Below are 20926 nucleotides of genomic sequence, written 5' to 3'. Positions count from 1 at the left end.
GTAAGTGCAGCAGATGCATAAAAAGAAAGGACGAAGAGAAGATGAAGACAGATATTCAAATCGCTCAGGAAGCACAGATGAAGCCGATCAAAGAGGTGGCAGAGACAATTGGGATTCAGGAGGATGATCTGGAACTTTATGGAAAGTACAAAGCAAAACTTTCTGATGAACTTTGGGATCAGATCAAAGACAGACCAGATGGAAAACTTGTCCTTGTGACAGCTATTAATCCGACACCGGCAGGAGAGGGAAAGACAACGACAAGTGTTGGACTTGGACAGGCAATGGCAAAATTAAATAAAAAGGCAGTGATCGCACTCCGTGAGCCTTCCCTTGGCCCATGTTTTGGAATTAAGGGTGGAGCAGCAGGAGGAGGTTATGCACAGGTTGTTCCGATGGAAGATTTAAATCTGCATTTTACAGGAGATTTTCATGCGATCACTTCTGCCAACAATCTGCTTGCAGCAATGTTAGATAATCATATTCAGCAAGGAAATGCTCTGCAGATCGATCCAAGGCAGGTTGTCTGGAAGAGATGCCTGGATATGAATGACCGATCTCTTAGAAATATCGTAGTTGGACTTGGAAGCAAAATGGACGGAATGGTAAGAGAAGATCATTTTGTCATCACAGTTGCCTCAGAGATTATGGCGGTACTCTGTCTGGCGAATAATCTTCAAGATTTAAAGGAACGTCTTGGCAAGATTATCGTTGCCTATGACTTCTCTGGCAATCCGGTTACTGCCGATATGCTTCAGGCAACAGGTGCAATGACAGCCCTTTTAAAAGATGCGATGAAACCAAATCTGATCCAGACACTGGAACATACACCAGCCATCGTACATGGTGGACCATTTGCCAACATTGCACATGGATGTAACAGTGTCCGAGCTACAAAGATGGCGTTAAAACTTGGAGACATTGCCATTACAGAGGCTGGATTTGGAGCAGATCTCGGTGCGGAAAAATTCTTTGATATCAAATGTCGAAGCAGTGAACTGGCACCAGATGCAGTTGTGATCGTTGCGACTGTGCGCGCATTAAAATACAATGGAGGGGTTCCGAAAAATGCTTTGGCAGAAGAGAATTTGGAAGCATTGGAAAAAGGAATCGTGAATTTGGAAAAACATATTGAAAATATTCAGAAATATAATGTTCCGGTCATTGTTACACTGAATTCGTTTGTGACAGATACAGATGCTGAGAATGCATTTATCCAAAAATTCTGTGAGGAGCGAGGATGCGAGTTTGCATTGTCTAAAGTGTGGGAACACGGCGGAGAGGGCGGAATTGAACTGGCAGAAAAGGTACTTCAGACTTTGGAGACAAAGGAAAGCCATTTCGCACCGTTATATTCCGATGAGTTGACACTCAAAGAGAAGATCGAGACGATTTCAAAAGAAATCTATGGCGCAAAAGGAGTTGAGTATGCTCCGGCAGCAGAAAAGCAGCTTGCAAAGATTGAGCAGATGGGATTTGGAAATCTTCCAGTATGTATGGCAAAGAATCAGTATTCCCTTTCTGATGATGCTACATTACTTGGCCGTCCACAGAATTTTGATATGCATATCCGTGAAGTGTATGTAAATGCCGGAGCAGGATTTGTTGTCGCTCTTACGGGAGCTGTTATGACAATGCCTGGACTTCCGAAAGTTCCGGCAGCAAATCATATTGATGTAGATGCAAGTGGAAATATTACAGGTTTATTCTAAGGAGAGATGAAATATGCCACAGATTATTGACGGAAAACAGATTGCAATGCAGATCAAAGAAGAGTTAAAAGAGCGTGTGGCAAGGCTGAAACAGGAGGGAAAATCTGTCTGCCTTGCTGTGATACAGGTGGGAAATGACCCCGCATCTACGGTATATGTGAATGGGAAAAAGAAAGATTGTGCTTATATCGGGATCGAATCGCGCTCTTACGAGCTGCCAGAAGAAACGAAAGAGAAAGAACTTCTCGCACTGCTCGATCAATTAAATCACACCGAAGATGTGCATGGAATTCTTGTACAACTTCCGCTTCCATCTCATATGGATGAATCAAAAGTTGTGAAGGCAATTGATCCGGCGAAGGATGTGGATGGATTTCATCCGGTCAATATCGGGAAGCTTTGTATCGGAGGGGATGGCTTTGACTGCTGTACGCCAGCTGGAGTCATTCAACTTTTGAAACGTTCAGGGATTTCGATCCGTGGAAGAGAGTGTGTAGTTGTTGGAAGAAGTAACAATGTAGGGAAACCGACAGCGCTTCTTCTACTAAGGGAGAATGGAACTGTGACAATCGCACATTCCCAAACGAAAGATTTAAAGGAGATTACAAAGCGAGCAGACATTCTTGTGGCGGCAGTCGGGAAACCAAAATTTATAACGAAAGAATATATAAAAGAAAATGCAGTCGTGATCGACGTCGGCATTCACCGAAATGAAGACAATGTGTTGTGCGGGGATGTCGATTACGATGACGTAATAGAAAAAGTTGGCGCAATCACACCGGTTCCAGGAGGAGTGGGACCGATGACACGAGCTATGCTGATGTATAACTGTGTGGAGGCGGCATGCAAATAGGGGGTTTTTACTAAATGAAATGTGCAAAATGCGGAGCAGAAATTACATATGACCTAGGATATTGTCCGTATTGTGGCGCAGAAGTCAGAATTGTTCCAGATTACAATCCGCTGGATGATATGCTGGCGGAGCAGGTGCGGGATGCCATTGGCGGGGGAGAGACTTCAGAAAATGAACTGGAGCGTTATCGCCAGGCAGTACAGGAGAAATTAAGACAGCAGAAACAGGAAGAGCAGCAGAAACGAGAATTTGTGCAGAGAAGAAGCCAGATTGAAGCTGAAGAAGAAGCACGGAGAAAGAAACGGCTTGCGCGTCGAAGAGAAGTCAGAAGGAAGAAGAGACGTTTGTTGATTGGTATGACCGCAGCAACTGTTGGACTACTGACACTTCTGAGTGCCGGAATTTATAGAAGTTCCTATAGTGGCAAGATAAAAAAAGGATATGCATTGGCAAAGGAGCAGAAATATGATCAGGCTATCCGTACATTTGAGAAGGCAGTAGAGAAAAAGCCGGCGCGTGCAGAAGCGTATGCCGGGCTTGCGGCTGTGTACAATGCACAGGAAGATCTTGACAGGGCAGAGATGGTATTCTGGGATGCTATCGAAGCAAATCCTACCAGTGTAGAACTGTATGAAGAGATGATTGATTTTTATATTGCCACAGATCAGGAGACACAGATTCCGCTCCTTCTTGATGAGTGTGAGGATGAAAGTGTTCTTACTGCGTTAAAATCTTATCAGGTAAAGGTGCCAAAATTTAGTTTAGATGAAAGTAAGTATGATGAAGTACAGGAATTAACCTTGACATCCAAAGCGAAAGAAATCTACTATACGATCGATGGCTCCGAACCTACAACAGACAGCACAAAATATGAGGAACCGATTTCTATCCCGGAAGGTACAACTACAGTGAAAGCGATTGCTGTAAATAAAAAAGGAGTCCCAAGTCTTACGGAAGAGAAGACATATACGGTAGAATTACCTTTGGAAGATGCACCGGTTGTAACACCAACGACAGGACAGTACTATGAGTATACGATGATTGAAATTGAAGTTCCTGAAGGATATGAGGCATATTATACCTTCAATGGTGAGGTACCGGAAAAGGATTCAGAAGATTCATATAAATACACAGAACCAATTGAAATGCCAGAAGGAAATACTTTGTTTTCGGCAGTGCTGATCGACAAAAAGGGGCGTGCAAGTGCTGTGACAAAAAGGAATTATACCCTCACATATTCTTATGAATAAGGAAGTGTAAGAAGAAAATAAATTGTTTGTAAAATAACAAAAAAAGAATTGCGTTAAATTGTTAACAGTGATATAATGTAATTGTTTAAAAATTAACAATACATATTCAAAGGAGATGCATGACAATGGCAAGATTTACATTACCAAGAGACATTTACCACGGAAAAGGGTGTCTGGAAGAACTGAAAAATCTGAAAGGGAAAAAGGCAATTCTCGTAGTCGGAGGAGGTTCCATGAAGCGTCAGGGATTTCTTGACAAAGCAGTGAACTATTTGAAAGAAGCCGGCATGGAAGTTCAGTTATTTGAGGGTGTTGAGCCAGATCCATCCGTAGAGACTGTTATGAAAGGTGCAGAAGCAATGCGCGCATTTGGTCCAGACTGGATCGTGGCAATGGGCGGAGGTTCTCCAATTGATGCTGCAAAGGCAATGTGGGCATTCTATGAATATCCAGATGTAACATTTGAGGATTTATGTATTCCGTTTAACTTCCCAGAACTGCGTCAGAAAGCAAAGTTTGCGGCAATTCCGTCTACATCAGGAACAGCAACAGAAGTTACTGCATTCTCTGTGATCACAGACTATGCAAAAGGAATTAAATATCCATTGGCAGATTTTAATATTACACCAGATGTTGCAATTGTTGACTCTGAGTTGGTAGAAGCACTTCCGGCACATCAGGTTGCCTATACAGGTATGGATGCTCTGACTCATGCAATTGAAGCTTATGTATCTACTTTGAATTGTGCATATACAGACCCACTTGCAATTCAGGCAATCGAGATGGTATTTGATTATCTTCCAGCTTCTTTCAAAGGAAACATGGAAGCAAGAGCACAGATGCACAATGCACAGTGCCTTGCAGGTATGGCATTTTCTAATGCGTTGCTTGGTATTGTACATTCTATGGCACATAAGACAGGAGCAGCATTCTCAACAGGACATATTACACATGGTCTTGCAAATGCAATGTACCTTCCATATGTCATCAAGTATAATGCAAAAGATCCTGTCGCTGCAAAGCGTTATGCTGAGATTGCAAGAAGAGTAGGTCTTGCCGGAGCTTCTGAACGAGCACTGATCAATAGTTTATGTGAAAAAATCAATGAATTTAACGTAATCCTTGGAATTCCTGCAACATTAAAAGAGTTTGGAATTAAAGAAGATGAATTCAAAGAAAAGATTTCTGAAATCGCAAAAAATGCAGTTGGAGATGCCTGTACAGGGTCTAATCCAAGAGCAATCGATCCGGAAACAATGGAGAGATTATTTACATGTATTTATTACGGAACAGAAGTTGATTTCTAATTAGAAAGTCTGTCAAGAGAACAACCTTTTGAGAAACAGGTTTTGCCCGAATCAGGCAGTTGAATGATTACTTAGATAGAAAATCAAAAAGGCACATTTTGCAGGAGTACATGTCTTCCGTAAGATGTGCCATTTTGTTTGTTTCCAAAAGCTTTTTAAAAGAATCTTTAGGAAATATTACTAGAAAATGCCGATAAATTTTTAACATTATCGCAAGATATACTTGAACTTTAACGAAGAATGATATATTATATTAATAATCATGTATGCTTATTCACGGCTTAGCGGTAAATAGGTAATATATAAAATTTTAGGAGGCGCAAGATGTATAAAATACAAAAGGCAGAAAAATTAGCAGATAAGATTTTTCTTATGGATGTTGAAGCACCAAGAGTTGCAAGACACTGTCAGCCGGGACAGTTTGTAATCGTAAAAATGGATGAAAAAGGGGAAAGAATTCCATTGACGATTTGTGATTATGACAGAGAAGCAGGAACAGTGACAATCGTATTCCAGATTGTAGGAGCTTCCACAGATAAGATGGCAGAGTTAAAAGAGGGGGATTACTTCAGAGACTTTACAGGTCCTTTAGGATGTGCTTCTGAATTTGTAGAAGAAGATCTTGAAGAATTAAAGAATAAAAAGATTTTGTTCGTAGCAGGTGGTGTTGGGGCAGCTCCTGTATATCCACAGGTAAAATGGATGCACGAACGTGGAATAGATGTAGATGTAATTGTTGGATCTAAGACAAAAGAGATGCTGATCCTTGAAAAAGAGATGGAAGCTGTTGCTGGAAATCTTTATGTCTGTACAGATGATGGTTCTTACGGACACCACGGAATGGTAACAAGCATGATCGAAAAATTAGTCGGAGAAGGCAAAAAATATGACAGATGTGTTGCAATCGGACCGATGATCATGATGAAATTTGTATGTCTTCTGACAAAAAAATTAGAGATTCCTACAATCGTCAGCATGAACCCGATTATGGTAGACGGAACAGGTATGTGCGGAGCATGCCGTCTTCAGGTAGGAGATGAGATCAAATTCGCATGTGTTGACGGACCGGAATTTGATGGACATTTGGTAGATTTTGACCAGGCAATGAAGAGACAGTTAATGTATAAAACAGAAGAAGGCCGTGCAATTTTGAAATTGCAGGAAGGCGATACACATCATGGCGGATGTGGAAATTGCGGAGGTGACAACTAATGGCAGATGTATTAAAGAAAGTACCTGTAAGAGAGCAGGAACCAAAAGTACGCGCAACAAACTTTGAAGAAGTTTGTCTTGGATATAACAAAGAAGAAGCAATGGAAGAAGCAACTCGCTGCATCAACTGTAAGAATGCAAAATGTGTGCAGGGATGTCCGGTAGCTATTAATATTCCAGGATTTATCAAGGAAGTAAAAGAAGGAAATATCGAAGAAGCTTACAAGATCATTGGAGAATCTTCTGCACTTCCTGCAATCTGTGGACGTGTATGCCCTCAGGAATCACAATGTGAAGGAAAATGTATCCGTGGTATCAAAGGAGAACCGGTTTCCATCGGTAAATTAGAGCGTTTTGTTGCTGACTACGCATTAGAGCACGACATTAAACCAGTTGGCGCAGAGAAGACAAACGGACACAAAGTTGCTGTAATCGGATCTGGTCCGGCAGGACTGACATGTGCTGGTGACCTTGCAAAATTAGGATATGAAGTAACTGTATTTGAAGCACTCCATGAACTGGGCGGTGTATTAGTATATGGTATTCCTGAGTTCCGTCTTCCAAAACAGAAAGTTGTTGCAAAAGAGATTGAGAAAGTAAAAGAACTCGGAGTAAAATTTGAGACAAACGTTGTTATCGGTAAATCTACAACTATCGATCAATTGATCGAGGAAGAAGGATTTGAGGCAGTATTTATCGGATCTGGAGCAGGACTTCCAAAATTCATGGGAATTCCGGGAGAAAATGCAAACGGCGTATTCTCTGCAAATGAATACTTGACAAGAAGCAACCTGATGAAAGCGTTTGATGAATCTTATGATACACCAATCGCTGCAGGAACAAAAGTTGCTGTCATCGGTGGTGGTAACGTTGCGATGGATGCTGCAAGAACAGCTCTTCGCCTTGGTGCAGAAGTACATATCGTATATCGTAGAAGTGAAGAAGAACTTCCTGCCAGAGTAGAAGAAGTACACCATGCAAAAGAAGAAGGAATCATCTTTGATCTTCTTACAAATCCAAAAGAAATTTTAGTAGATGAAAATGGATGGGTAAAAGGTATGGTATGCGTGAAGATGGAATTAGGAGAACCAGATGCTTCCGGTAGAAGACGTCCGGTAGAAGTAGAAGGATCTGAATTTACAATGGATCTTGATACTGTGATCATGTCTCTTGGTACATCTCCAAACCCACTGATCTCTTCTACAACAGAAGGACTGGAAGTAAATAAATGGAAATGTATCGTTGCAGAAGAAGAGAACGGTAAGACAACAAAAGAGGGTGTCTATGCCGGAGGAGATGCTGTAACAGGTGCAGCAACTGTTATCCTTGCAATGGGTGCAGGAAAAGCAGGAGCAAAAGGTATTCACGAATACTTAAGCAATAAATAAAAGATAGTATCATCGTTGTTTCAGGGAAGATCTGAGATAGGAAATATCTCAGTCAGATCTGATGTGACAAAAAAGGACTGCCGTATATGACTGAAACGGAAGTCCTTTTTTTCGCTAGAATAATAGGAGAAAATAAGATAGAAGCACTGTCTTGTACAGAGCAGGGAGATGAACATGAAAATTACAATTATTACTGTTGGAAAATTAAAGGAAAAATATTTGAAAGATGCAATCGCCGAGTATACAAAGCGGCTGAGCAAATCATGCAAATTGGAGATCATCGAAGTGGCTGATGAGAAAACACCCGATCAGGCAAGCGTATTGGTAGAAAATGGAATTCGCAGAAAAGAAGGGGAACGTATTTTAAAGCATATAAAAGAAGGTGCCTATGTGATTACTTTGGAAATCAATGGGAAATTGTTATCTTCCGAAGAATTTTCCGAAAAAATCGAACAACTTGGAATTCAAGGGAAAAGCCATATTATTTTTGTGATTGGAGGCTCGATTGGACTTAGCGAAGAAGTTTTAGAAAAATCCGATTATGCATTGAGTTTCTCCAAAATGACTTTTCCACATCAACTGATGCGTGTTATTTTGCTGGAACAGATTTATCGTGCATATCGGATTATAGAAGGAGCGCCGTATCATAAGTAACAGAATTGAAAGTACAGGAGAGATCAGAGATGAAAATTTTAATTACAGGATTTGAGCCATTTGGAGGAGAAAGTGTCAATCCTGCTTATGAAGCAGTGAAGCTTTTACCAGATATGGCAGGAGATATACAGATTGTAAAAATGGAAATTCCAACTGTGTTTGGAGAGGCCGGAAAAGTTGTGGAAACAGGAATTCTGCAACATCAGCCGGATGCAGTAATCTGCGTTGGGCAGGCAGGAAGGCGAGCCGATATCGGAGTGGAGCGTGTTGCGATCAATCTTGCAGAAGCTTCAATTCCGGATAATGCCGGAAATCAACCGATGGATGTAAAAGTGCAAGAAGATGGAGATACGGCATATTTTGCAACCATTCCGGTAAAAGCAATGGTAAAAAACATCAAGGATCATGGGATCCCTGCAAGCATATCTTACACAGCGGGGACTTATGTATGTAACAGTGTGATGTATGATCTTCTTTATTTGATTGATAGAAAATATCCTTCTATTCGAGGCGGTTTTATTCATGTGCCATATGCGACAGAGCAAGGCGTCGGAAAGCCTGTCGGAACGGCTACAATGGAACTTTCTACCATCTCAAAGGCATTACTATATGCGCTGGAGGCAGTTGCCGGAGAGGATAAAAATTGACATTTCCTATCTAGAAACATAGACTGAAATAAAAAATCTCGTTATTCTTTTAATCGAATAGCGAGATTACTAAATATAATCATAACTTTTATTCACTGCTATAACCTCATTTGTTTTTCATTTCTATGAAAAATCATTTTCACTGCTGCTAAATTTCTTATATTATACCATTCATCAAAAAATACGTCATTATTTTCTCCCGTTTGTCATGAATATTTTTCAACTTATTTTTGCATAGAAAAATGTTCCGCCTTTTCTTTGTTGGGCAAAATGTATAAAAAATATAAGATTTTAAATGAAATAGAGAAGAAAAACTACAAAAGCAAATGACTTTATGGAAAAGCTGTGCTAGAATAAATCCATTAGAGTTTATTTTAAGGAAGCAGAGGATATGATTCAGAGACAGAAAATGGGAAAAGAGAAAAAACGAAAAACACTCAGCCAGGAATTTACACTTCTGACAGTAGTGACTTCTGTAGGGACACTGTTCCTCTTGGGAGTTGTTCTGATCAGTGTATTTTCTTTTTTATTTTTACAAAATGCAAAAGAAGATATGCAATATGTCCTGGACAGTACAAACGAGCAGATCCAAAGCCACATCCAGTTTATTTCAGATGGCGCAGTTTCTATCCGTCATAATCCATTATTGGAAGCATTTTTAAAAAATGAATCTTATGATCAGGAAAATGCGGAAAAACAGCTTGGATATATGATGGAACTTTTTTCGGCGGGAAACCTGGCAGAGCAAACCCCATTCGTTGAAAGTGTACATTTATTTAATAAAGTAGGGAAGGAACTTGACAGACGCTATTATCCTCTGACTGTTTTGGCAGCAAAGGAGGAGAAAGAAATTTGTCAGCACATTTTAACAGAGTTTTATGAAGAAAATTGTCGATATCAAAGTTATATCCGAAATGGCAAGTGGTATCTCTGTTTTACAATATATGATGAAAGTATGAACAACGTCGGAATCTGCATGGTGCAAATAGAGAGAGAGGCGATAAAAGAGATTTTCTCGGCAGTGGAAGGGTACCAGGACTGGGGATGGGAAATCAAAGGAAACGATGAAATTTTATTTTCGGACGGAAGAAAAATAGAGGGCGATAATCTGGTATACAGCAGTGCTGACGGCGAATTTGATATCCAGATTTCTTCGGTAGTCGGGAAAGAAAATCTCTATGTCGTTCTTCGTCCAACATTGTTTGCGTTTTTATTCATCCTTCTTCTGGCACTTGTCCTGGCAGCCGCTCTTGCATTTGTTTCTGGGTATCGATTGTCAAAACCATTGAAGAAAGTAAGAGAAAGTATGCATGAATTTGGGGAGGAACAATTTGATATCCGAATGGATGATTTTCAGATTCAGGAGTTCCATGATATATCTGTAGTATTTAATGAGATGGCGGATAAGATCCAGCATTTGATTCTTGAAGTGTATGAGAAAGAACTTACCGCAACGAGACTTCAAGTAAAGTATCTCCAGGCACAGATTACACCGCATTTTCAGTTTAATATCCTTTCCATGCTGAGTCTGAAGGCAAAATTGGCAGGAAACGAAGAACTGTATCAATGTCTGCGGGCATTCTCTGAATTGGTGAGAGGAAAAATTTTCCGAAAAAAGGAGATTATGATTCCAGTGGCAGAGGAACTGGAGTTAGTGGAATTTTATCTATATCTTCAAAATAGTAGATTTCAGGACAAGATCACTTATGAGATTATCTGTCCGGAAGAAAAAGTCAAAGAAAATCTGATTCCGAGACTTTTGATCGAGCCGCTTGTGGAAAATGCGGTATCGCACGGTCTGGAACCAAAACAGGGCAGTGGAAAGGTGCAGGTAATACTTTATGAACAAAACAAGCGGCTTCATATTATTGTAGAAGATGATGGTGTAGGGTTTGAGGAAGAAGATGTGGAAACGGTCCGGGAAAAAGAAGGGCATACACATACCGGACTGGAAAATACAAAGCGACTTCTTTATATTTTATATGGAGAAAACCACACATGGAAGGTGACAGGAAAAAAAGGAGAGGGAACGACTGTGGAGATTGTAATACCCTCGGAGAGGAGAGCGGATGATGTGGAACGTGATGGCAGCAGATGATGAGGCCTATATTCGGGAGGCACTGCAAAAATTAATTTCATGGGAAAAGATGGGATGCAGTCTTAAGTATGTAGCAGAAGATGGAAAGAAACTGATAGACAGAATGAAGGAGGAGAAACCCGATATCGTAATTACAGACATCCGAATGCCAGGAGCAGATGGATTGGCGGTTTGTCAGTATATCTATGAAACGTATCCGGAGACCCAGGTGATTATTTTGAGCGCCTATTCTGAGTTTGAGTATGCGAGAGCGGCGATCAAGTATGGGGTGTGTGAGTATGTATTGAAAATTTCCGTCCTAGAGGAACTCCCGGGAGCAGTAGAAAAGGCGATACAAAATTTAGAAAAGTTGCAAAAAGAGTCTTTGTCAGTCAGTGTAGAGCTGGAGGAAAAGAAAGAGAATGATAGTCTCTATGATCAGATGCTTCGCTATATCGAGGAAAACCTGGAAAAGAAAATCACACTGGAGGAGATGGCGGAAGCGCTTCATGCCAATGGAAGCTACTTAAGTCGACTGTATAAAAATAAAAGGGGCATAAATCTCTTTGATGATATTTTGAGAAAGCGTGTAGAAAAGGCAAAAGAATACATGACTACAACAGACTGGAAAATATATCAGATTTCAGAGGCTGTTGGATTTGAGGATACCGGCTATTTTTCTCGTGTATTTAAACGATATACGCATATGTCGCCAAAAGAATTCAGAAATGTAGGAGGGGAGGAGCATGAGGAAAAGTAAGAGGATATTTATTATCTGTATGATAGGAGCAGTATTTTTCCTGTCAGGTTGTAGTGAAAGAAAGGAAAAGCAGGTGGAGATCACAGTGATGCATGGCTGGGGAAGCACGGAGATGGATCACAAAGAAATGCAGAAAATCTATTCCGATTTTCAGAAAAAATATCCGGATATCTCTCTGAATCTGATCGCAATGCCGACAGGGAAAGAGATGGTAGAACGGGCAGAGGACAGAATTCTTGTGGGAGATCTTCCAGATGTGATTTTCTGTGGGGATGCAGGAAAGGAATCCTTGTACCAGTTTATGATAGAAAACGAACTGGCGCTGGATCTTATGCCATACATTAAGGAGGATAAAGAATTGTTGCACAGCATTGCTCCATCTAGTATGGAGTATTGGAAGACGAGGGATGGTAAGCTCTATACCGTCTCCGATGTCCTTATGCTTGGTGGAGGTTACTGGTACAATGAAGAGATTTTTCGTGAAGCTGGAATTACGTCTATTCCAGAGACATGGGAAGAATTTTATAGCGCATGTCAAAAGATTCAAACGTGGTCTGAGACATCAAATAAGGATGTGATGCCTCTTGGACCTACCGTGGAGGGATATCTCTATATCACAGATCAGATGCTTGCAAAGAATAGAGGGAGAGGGAGTGTTGCGATCAGTCAGAACAAGGTTCCAATGTCTCAGTCAGAAATCTGTACTGTGTTAGAGCAGCAGAAAGAGTTGTGGCATTATACAAAACCTTTAAGCAAGGAATATAGCTATCGGGATGAAACAGACCTGTTCAATGATGGAAAGCTTGCAATGTACATCAATGGAATTTGGGGAGCATTTATGATTGATGAGACCCTTCCGGTATCTTATGCGCTTCTTCCTTTTGGAGAAGGTGCAGAGATTGCCTGTGAATCCGCGGGGCTTGGATATCTTCTTGGAAATACAGAGAATGAAAAACGAATCGATGCAAGCATAAAATTTTTGAAGTATATGCTCAGCAAAGAGGTGCAAGAGAGAATCTTGCTGAAAACCGGACAGATGCCGGCAAATCCTCAGATTACAATCGAACAGTATAGCGAAAAAATGCCCCGGTTCTGCCAGGCGGCTACGGAAGTGAAACAGGCAGAAATAAAGATCCAAGTACCGGCAAATTTGTGGAACAGTGCACAGATGCATATATTCGAGGAATATTTGCCGGTGTTTTTTCAGGAGGAGATGAGTGGAGAAGTTTTTTTTCAATTACTAGAACGAAATAGTCAAAACAGACTAAAAAAGTAAATATAATCCATATAAAAAGTTAAAAAGTAAATATAGAACAAACTATTCGTAAAAATACTTTATTCAAAATGCACAGAAAAATGTTTAGAATAAGCACATAAATTAAATGAATGCACAAAACAAGGAGAATTTTAAACTGTGCGTGGAGGAGGAAGTAGGATGAAGAAAATGAAAGCAAGAGTAATCAGTACTGCATTGGCGGTAGCGATGGGAACAACGGTGCTTGCAGGATGTGGAGATTCCAAAGAAGCAAAAGGGACGGCAAAGGAGAAAAAAGAAAATGCAGAAGCTGTGCTGGAATTCTATCACGGATATTACCATGAGGAAAGTGAGTGGCCGGCGGCAAAAGTGATGCGTGATATTTATGAAGAATTTGCAAAAAGCCATGCAGACGGCAAAGTAAAGTTCAAACCAATTGCAGTTGAAAATCGGGATGACATCGTAAGCTCACAGGTTGCAGGGGGAAGTTTCCCAGATCTTGTAGATTGTGGAACTGCAGTGCCGCAGGCCGCAATTGCTCAGGACCTTGTGCTGGATATGAAACCTTACATCGATGAGAACAATCTGAAAGATGCGGTAGGACTGAATTATACGCAGAATGATATAGACGGACATATTTATTCTGTACACGATCAGATGGAAAGCCGTGGAATGTGGTACAATCAGGAAATTTTAGATCAGGCAGGAGTAACGTTAGAAGACTTAAGTACCTGGGATGGCTATGAGGCTGCAATGGAGAAAGTCAGAGCACTCGGCGGTGATACATACGGATATGCAGCGGGTCAGGGATCCATCATCATGTTCAATGCAATGCTTGCATCTACGGAGGAAGGAAGAGAACTTTTGGAGTCAGAAATGACACAGGAGACAATCGAATCTAAGACGTTTGAAGAGGCATTTAAGAGAGTGGCGAAGATGGATCAGGCAAATGGCTCCGATCACACCGTAGAAGATCTTGGAAATGTGATGGATGACTTTAACAAAAAAGGGACGATGGCAGTGCTTCCAAATGGTGTCTGGAATGCCAGTGGAATCGATGAAAGTATGGTAGAAAAGATTCAGCCGACAATCTTCCCTGAAAATGTAGCTTTGTCTTCAGCAGGATCTGGACTTACAATTTCCAGCGGATTGAGTGCGGAAGAAGAAAAACTTGCTTTGGAATTCATAAAATATATGACAAGCGAAGAAGTGCAGTCTAAGATCTTTACAGAAGTACAGGCAAATCCATGTAACACAACGTTAGACTTAAATAAACTTGCCGAAGAAAGTGGAAATGCAGCGACGATCAAACTCGCCGAAGCATGTACACTTGTCAATGATGCAGAATACATTGCAGAGGATCTGAACTATGTATGGGGATCAGATGTAAGAACATCCATGATCAATGCTTTAATGGAATGTGCGGTATCCGGAACAGATATCGACAGCCGGTTTGAACAGCTGCAAAAGGAACTGACAGCGCTTATCGGATAACGAATGTTTTGTAGAAAAGAGTTGTCGTAAAACGACAGCTCTTTTTCTTTGGCAGAACAGAAATCGTTCTTAGAAGGAGGTTTAAAAGATGAACAGACATAACAGACTTGGTTGGCGGAGGAAGGGATTCATTTTTGCATTTCTAGCTCCGACACTGATTGCTTTTGTTATTTTCTATTTGTACCCGATCGTGACAGTTTTTGTCACTTCCTTTTGCAAATGGGATTACACAAATATCAATGCACCGGAATTTTTTGGCATAAAAAATATGTGGGATAATTACAAATACATTTTTCATACTTATCCATATTTCTGGGAGGCACTGAAAAATTCTTCTCTGTGGGCACTTTTGGGAGTTGCCATCCAAATCCCGATCGCTACATTGATTGCACTTGCATTTTCCAGAAAGATGAAAGGGGTAAAATTGATCCGGAATATTTACATTATCCCGAATATGATCTCAACAGCAGCTATGGGTATGATTTTCTTACAGCTATATAGTCCGCTTTATGGGGTGGTAAACCCGATTATCAAATTGTTCAACAAGGATTTTAAAGACAGCATTCTTCTGCTTGAAGGACCGGCATTCTGGGCAATGACAGCTGCATATATTTTCTTTACCGGTACGACAACACTGATGATTCTCGGAAATATTATGGCAGTTCCGGAAGAAGTAAGAGAAGCCGCCAGACTGGACGGTGCAAGTGGGTTAAAGCAGGATTGGTATATTACGATCCCGATGATCAAGGAAACACTGCGCATGGTATGTATTTTAGCGGCAACTGGTGGATTCTTACTTTACAATGAAGTATATTTTCTCACAAAGGGTGCAGCCGGTACTTACAGCATCAGCTATGTGATCCGGGAACTTGCCATTACAAGTCCTCGTACACAGTTTGGCCGTGCAAATACCGTTGCCGTTGTACAGATTCTGGCAGGAATGTTAATTATTGTCATCATAAATATGCTTTTTAATCTCACATGGAAAAGACCGACAAAAGGAGGAAAACGTTCATGAGAAAAAACGGACAGAAAGTATCAAAAAACCGAATGAAAAAAGACTCAAAAGCGACAAGAATCGTAACTGTTATCTGTCTGTGTTGGGCAGCATTTGTAGCGCTTGTTCCGCTTGTATGGCTTTTACTTTCCAGCTTCAAAAAAGATCCGATGGCACGTCCGGGATTTATGCTTCCGGAATCTATCTATCTGGAAGGATATATTTCTACCTTCCGTGATCTGCATGTGATGCGGTATTTCGGAAACAGTTTACTGATTTCTTTTGTATCAGTTGTGATCAGTATCGTGATGATCTCCATGTCTGCCTATGTTGTGGCAAGACTGGATTTTAAAGGGAAAAAGCTTGTAAATGTCATGCTGTATTCGACCATGTTTATTCCAGCTACTGCATTGACCTATCCGGTTTATAATCTGGTCAATAAATTGCATTTGTATGATACGAGAGGCGCCTTAATCTTGATTTATTCTTGCAGTGGTCTGGCAGTGAGCTTCTTTGTAATTAAAAATTACTATATGAATATTCCAAAGGAGATGGAAGATGCGGCAAGAATAGATGGATGCGGTTATGTGAAGACATGGCAGAAGGTTATTTTTCCGATGGCACGTCCGGGAATTATGACAGCAGGGGTTCTTGCCTTTTTAAATAACTGGAATGAATACTACTGGGCCTCTCTTGTGTTGATCGACCGCGAAAAACTGACAGTGCCGGCATTGTTATCTACATTTACAACATCATTCCGGACAAACTATAATGGTTTGTTCTCGGCAATGGTCGTGATCATCCTGCCGCCGGTTATCTTGTATTGTGTATTCAGCAAGTTTTTCGTGGAAGCACTTTCCGGAGGAGCAGTAAAAGGATAATCATACAGCATATGAAAAGAAGGAGAAGATAGAAATGAATCAGGAAATTAGAGAAAGAACAAAATGGTTTATGGATGCAAGATTTGGAATGTTCATCCATTGGGGACTTTATGCGATCCCTGCCTGCGGAGAGTGGGTTATGTCCGAGCGTGAGATGACGGTGAAAGAGTATGAGAAATATTTTGACCTGTTTGACCCGGTTGACTATGATCCAAAAGTGTGGGTGCGTCTTGCAAAGGAAGCAGGGATGAAATATGCGGTGCTGACGGCGAAACATCATGATGGATTTTGTCTGTTTGATTCTGCTCTGACAGACTATAAGTGTACGAACACAAAAGCAGGGAGAGATCTTGTGAGAGAGTTTGTGGATGCCTGTCGGGAAGAAGACATCAAAGTTGGTCTTTACTTTTCACTGATTGACTGGCATCATCCGGATTTTCCAAAGTACAAAGACCGCCAGCATCCGATGCGAAACTGTGAGGCATACAAAGATGAAAAATTTGATTTTGACCGTTATTTAGATTATATGCATGGACAAGTAAAAGAACTTGTGACGAATTATGGAAAGTTAGATCTGCTCTGGTTTGACTTTTCCTACGATGATATGTGTGGGGAGAAATGGCGCGCTGAGGAGTTGATCCGCATGGTGAGAATGTATCAGCCAGATGTTATTATTGATAACCGTCTGGAAGGTTCCGGGGAAGATCATGGAAGTATTGCGACGGCGGAGCCTTCGATCTTCAGTGGTGATTTTGCAAGTCCGGAACAGATCATTCCGCCGGAGGGAATCCGGGATCAGGAGGGAGAGCTGATTCCATGGGAACTTTGTGCGACAATGAACAACCATTGGGGGTACTGCAATTTTGACCATACCTTTAAATCATCGCAGATGCTGATACGCAAGCTAGTAGAATGTACAAGCAAAGGCGGAAATATGATTTTGAATGTAGGCCCGGATGCAAAAGGAAATATTCCTTGCGAGAGTGTCAGAATTTTAAAAGAGATTGGTGTATGGATGAAGAAAAACGGTGAAAGTATTTATGGAAATACTATCTGCGAACGTCCGAAACCGGAATGGGGGAGATACACGCAAAAAGGCGATGTGATTTATGCACATGTATTTGAGGAAGCGCTGGGAGCCATGCCACTTTACGGGATTACACCAGAGGAATTAGATGTCGTTTACTATCTGGCAGATGGAAGTGAGATGAATCGTGGAGAAGCATGGAATACCGTACAGTTTCAAGAATCAGCATTTGTTTCTTTTGGAGAAAATCCGGTATTTACTTATCCACTTCCAGATCAGACAGATACTGTTTTGAAAATTGTCCTGAAAAAGAAAGGAGCAGACAAAGACTCATGGGAAAAATAACAGCCATCCTAATTGGAGCAGGGCTCCGCGGAGGACATGTATACGCCTCCTATGCACTGGAACATCCAGATGAATTTCAAATTGTAGCGGTTGCAGAACCTGATATTGCGCGCAGAAAGCAGATAGCAGCACTTCATAAAATTCCAGAAGAAAATCAATATGAAAGTTATGAAAAGCTACTTCAGAAAGAATGTATGGCAGACTGTGCACTTGTCTGCACACAGGATCAGATGCATTATGAGCCAGTGACGATGGCTCTTCAAAGAGGGTATCATGTACTTTGTGAAAAGCCGATGTCGCCTAAAAAAGAAGAAATCATTCAAATGGGAATGCTTGCGGAAAAATATAACCGGGTGCTGGCAATCTGCCATGTGCTTCGTTATTCCTCTTTTTACACAAAACTGAAAGAATTACTTGATTCCGGGAAAATAGGGAAGTTAATGAGCATACAGGCGATGGAATCAGTCGGGTTCTGGCATCATGCACACAGCTTTGTGAGAGGAAACTGGAGAAATGCAAAAGAATCCAGCCCAATGATCCTGCAGAAGTGCTGCCATGATATGGATATTCTTCTGTGGCTTGCAAAAGCTCCATGCAAAAAAATCAGTTCTTTTGGGAAACTTACTTTTTTTAAAGAAGAAAATGCGCCTGCACATGCACCAAAGCAGTGCATGGATGGATGCCCTCATAGAGATCACTGTGCTTTTTATGCACCGAAGTTTTATTTGGAACATCCAAAGGCAGAGACAGACGGACTCGTCTATGCGGTGACTCCGACAAGTGACAAAGAATCAGTGCTCACGGCGCTGAAAACAGGACCGTACGGGCGCTGTGTGTTTTGCTGTGATAATACGGTAGTAGACCATCAGATTGTCAATATGGAATTTGAAAATGACGTGGAAGTTTCCTTTGTGATGAGTGCTTTTACAAAAGAATGTAAGCGCACAATCACGCTGATGGGGACAAATGGAGAAATACAAGGAGATATGGAGGAAGGAAGAATCCGTATTTTTGATTTTGTCAGTGGAAATACCGAGGAGATTTATTTACATACGCCGTCCAAAGGACACAGCGGAAGTGACGAGAGAATGATGCACGATTTTGTCCAGCTTCTTGGAAATTCAGAAAATAGCGAGGTACCGACAGGTGCCGGAATTTCTGTAGACAGTCATCTGATGGCACTGGCAGCGGAGGAATCAAGGCTCAGTGGAGAGACGATCGACTTTGCAACCTATAAGAAGAATTTAATGGAGGAGGTACAACGATGAGCAGAAACAGAAGAATCGGCGCTTATCCGGTTATTGGGATTCGCCCAACGATAGATGGAAGAAGAGGATATTTAAAAGTAAGAGAATCATTGGAAGAGCAGACATGGAGCATGGCAAAAGCAGCGGCAACTCTTTTCCGTGAGAATCTCCGGTATGCAAATGGAGAGCCTGTTCAAGTTGTTCTGGCTGATACAACAATTGGCGGTGTCGCAGAGGCGGCAGCCTGCCAGGATAAGTTCCGCCGGGAGGGGGTTGACATTACACTCACTGTGACACCATGTTGGTGTTATGGAGCCGAGACAATGGACATGGATCCGAAAACGATAAAAGCAGTCTGGGGATTTAACGGGACAGAGCGACCAGGAGCAGTCTATCTGGCAAGTGTCCTTGCAACACACGCGCAGAAAGGTCTTCCAGCATTTGGGATCTATGGGCATGAAGTACAGCCGGCCTCCGCGCGCGAGATTCCTGAAGATGTCAAGGAGAAGCTTCTGCGATTTGGGAGAAGTGCAGTAGCAGTGGCATCTATGCGTGGAACTTCTTATTTGCAGATTGGATCTGTGACAATGGGAATTGGTGGCTCCATCATCGATGCTGCATTTTTGGAAGAGTATCTCGGTATGCGTATGGAATCTGTGGACGAAGTAGAACTGATCCGCCGCATGGAAGAAGGAATCTACGATGAAGAAGAATTTCAGAAGGCACTCAAATGGACAAAAGAACACTGCAAAGAAGGATTTGATAAAAATCCGGAAGCGGTACAAAAAACAAGAGAACAGAAAGACCATGACTGGGAATTTGTTGTAAAAATGATGTGTATTATCAAAGACCTCATGAATGGAAATCCGAATCTTCCGGAAGGATGCGAGGAAGAACAGATGGGACACAATGCTTTGGCAGCAGGTTTTCAGGGACAGAGACAGTGGACAGATTTTTATCCAAACGGAGATTTTGCAGAGGCACTTTTAAATACCTCCTTTGACTGGGATGGACCGCGTGAGCCGTATATCCTTGCTACAGAAAATGATGTGTTAAACGGAATTGGAATGTTGTTTATGAAACTTTTGACAAATCGTGCACAGATTTTTGCAGATGTCAGAACTTACTGGAGCCCAGAGGCTGTATGGAAAGCAACAGGGTATACCATGGAAGGAAAAGCTGCCAAAGCAGGCGGAATGATCCATTTGATCAACTCCGGCGCAGCATGTCTGGATGCCTGTGGAGAAGCGAAAGATGATTGTGGCAATGCAGTTATGAAGCCATGGTATGAAGTGACTGAGGAAGATCAGAGACAGATACTAGAAAATGTCACATGGAATCCAGCAGATTTTGGATACTTTCGCGGTGGTGGGTATTCTTCGAGATTTCTTACCAATGCAGAGATGCCAGTGACAATGATCCGCCTGAATTTGATCAAAGGTCTTGGACCTGCGCTGCAGATTGCAGAGGGATGGACGATCCGACTGCCGGAGGAGGTATCAGATATTCTATGGAAGCGAACAGATTATACATGGCCGTGTACTTGGTTTGTTCCGAGAACCAATGACAGTCCGGCATTTCGGACCGCTTATGATGTGATGAATAATTGGGGAGCAAATCATGGGGCAATCAGCTACGGACATATCGGTGCCGATCTGATCACACTTTGTTCTATGTTAAGGATACCGGTTTCTATGCACAATGTAGCAGAAGAGAACATTTTCCGTCCAGCTGCATGGAATGCGTTCGGAATGGATAAAGAAGGGCAGGACTATCGGGCATGTTCCGCTTATGGACCGCTTTATCGATAAAACTTCTGG

Annotated in this window: 17 protein-coding genes; all 17 read left to right on the top strand. The window is 41.5% G+C overall.

Features of this window, described 5'->3' with window-relative positions; genetic code table 11:
• The first annotated feature begins 41 nt into the window (after positions 1-41).
• The 17 genes from EDD74_RS02655 (at position 42) to EDD74_RS02575 (ending at position 20917) form a co-directional block, all read left to right on the top strand.
• Positions 42-1712, top strand: a complete 1671-nt coding sequence (locus EDD74_RS02655; RefSeq protein ID WP_116442259.1) for a formate--tetrahydrofolate ligase — start codon at positions 42-44, stop codon at positions 1710-1712.
• A 13-nt stretch (positions 1713-1725) separates the two neighbouring features.
• Positions 1726-2565 (top strand): bifunctional methylenetetrahydrofolate dehydrogenase/methenyltetrahydrofolate cyclohydrolase FolD, encoded by an 840-nt coding sequence (gene folD, locus EDD74_RS02650; protein ID WP_116442258.1) that lies wholly within the window; start codon positions 1726-1728, stop codon positions 2563-2565.
• A gap of 14 nt (positions 2566-2579) precedes the next feature.
• Positions 2580-3815: a chitobiase/beta-hexosaminidase C-terminal domain-containing protein gene (locus tag EDD74_RS02645; protein ID WP_116442257.1), complete on the top strand. Its 1236-nt coding sequence runs from the start codon at positions 2580-2582 to the stop codon at positions 3813-3815.
• Between the two features lie 125 nt (positions 3816-3940).
• Positions 3941-5122 carry an iron-containing alcohol dehydrogenase gene (locus EDD74_RS02640; protein WP_008975619.1) on the top strand — a complete coding sequence of 394 codons (1182 nt, stop codon included), beginning with the start codon at positions 3941-3943 and terminating at the stop codon, positions 5120-5122.
• Between the two features lie 324 nt (positions 5123-5446).
• Positions 5447-6334, top strand: coding sequence for a sulfide/dihydroorotate dehydrogenase-like FAD/NAD-binding protein (locus EDD74_RS02635; RefSeq protein WP_008975620.1), 888 nt, complete (start codon positions 5447-5449; stop codon positions 6332-6334).
• The gene (gene gltA, locus EDD74_RS02630; protein ID WP_008975621.1) at positions 6334-7722 is read left to right on the top strand and encodes an NADPH-dependent glutamate synthase; all 1389 of its coding nucleotides are present in this window, start codon (positions 6334-6336) and stop codon (positions 7720-7722) included. The genes EDD74_RS02635 and gltA overlap by 1 nt, the downstream gene beginning before the upstream one ends.
• Positions 7723-7896: 174 nt before the next feature.
• Positions 7897-8376 (top strand): 23S rRNA (pseudouridine(1915)-N(3))-methyltransferase RlmH, encoded by a 480-nt coding sequence (rlmH, locus tag EDD74_RS02625; RefSeq protein WP_008975622.1) that lies wholly within the window; start codon positions 7897-7899, stop codon positions 8374-8376.
• 29 nt (positions 8377-8405) lie between these two features.
• Positions 8406-9023: a pyroglutamyl-peptidase I gene (pcp, locus tag EDD74_RS02620; RefSeq protein WP_116442256.1), complete on the top strand. Its 618-nt coding sequence runs from the start codon at positions 8406-8408 to the stop codon at positions 9021-9023.
• Between the two features lie 391 nt (positions 9024-9414).
• On the top strand, positions 9415-11121 hold the full coding sequence (locus EDD74_RS02615; RefSeq protein ID WP_016440561.1) for a sensor histidine kinase: 1707 nt from the start codon (positions 9415-9417) through the stop codon (positions 11119-11121).
• Positions 11093-11860: a response regulator transcription factor gene (locus EDD74_RS02610; RefSeq protein WP_243116168.1), complete on the top strand. Its 768-nt coding sequence runs from the start codon at positions 11093-11095 to the stop codon at positions 11858-11860. Before EDD74_RS02615 ends, EDD74_RS02610 begins: the two co-directional genes overlap by 29 nt.
• On the top strand, positions 11847-13136 hold the full coding sequence (locus tag EDD74_RS02605) for an ABC transporter substrate-binding protein (RefSeq protein ID WP_116442255.1): 1290 nt from the start codon (positions 11847-11849) through the stop codon (positions 13134-13136). Before EDD74_RS02610 ends, EDD74_RS02605 begins: the two co-directional genes overlap by 14 nt.
• Positions 13137-13295: 159 nt before the next feature.
• The gene (locus EDD74_RS02600; RefSeq protein WP_116442254.1) at positions 13296-14609 is read left to right on the top strand and encodes an ABC transporter substrate-binding protein; all 1314 of its coding nucleotides are present in this window, start codon (positions 13296-13298) and stop codon (positions 14607-14609) included.
• Positions 14610-14697: 88 nt separating this feature from the next.
• Complete coding sequence (locus EDD74_RS02595; protein ID WP_008975629.1) at positions 14698-15627, top strand: carbohydrate ABC transporter permease; 930 nt, start codon at positions 14698-14700, stop codon at positions 15625-15627.
• On the top strand, positions 15624-16487 hold the full coding sequence (locus EDD74_RS02590; RefSeq protein WP_008975630.1) for a carbohydrate ABC transporter permease: 864 nt from the start codon (positions 15624-15626) through the stop codon (positions 16485-16487). Before EDD74_RS02595 ends, EDD74_RS02590 begins: the two co-directional genes overlap by 4 nt.
• Before the next feature lie 34 nt (positions 16488-16521).
• Positions 16522-17859, top strand: coding sequence for an alpha-L-fucosidase (locus EDD74_RS02585; protein ID WP_016440556.1), 1338 nt, complete (start codon positions 16522-16524; stop codon positions 17857-17859).
• Positions 17847-19127, top strand: a complete 1281-nt coding sequence (locus EDD74_RS02580; RefSeq protein ID WP_116442253.1) for a Gfo/Idh/MocA family protein — start codon at positions 17847-17849, stop codon at positions 19125-19127. The genes EDD74_RS02585 and EDD74_RS02580 overlap by 13 nt, the downstream gene beginning before the upstream one ends.
• Positions 19124-20917: an L-fucose isomerase gene (locus tag EDD74_RS02575; protein WP_116442252.1), complete on the top strand. Its 1794-nt coding sequence runs from the start codon at positions 19124-19126 to the stop codon at positions 20915-20917. Before EDD74_RS02580 ends, EDD74_RS02575 begins: the two co-directional genes overlap by 4 nt.
• The last annotated feature ends 9 nt before the right edge of the window (positions 20918-20926 follow it).

This window comes from Faecalimonas umbilicata (assembly GCF_004346095.1).
Classification (GTDB): Bacteria; Bacillota; Clostridia; order Lachnospirales; family Lachnospiraceae; genus Faecalimonas; species Faecalimonas umbilicata.
Note: the sequence above shows the minus strand (reverse complement) of the source record. Positions and strands in the feature narration are given on the sequence as shown.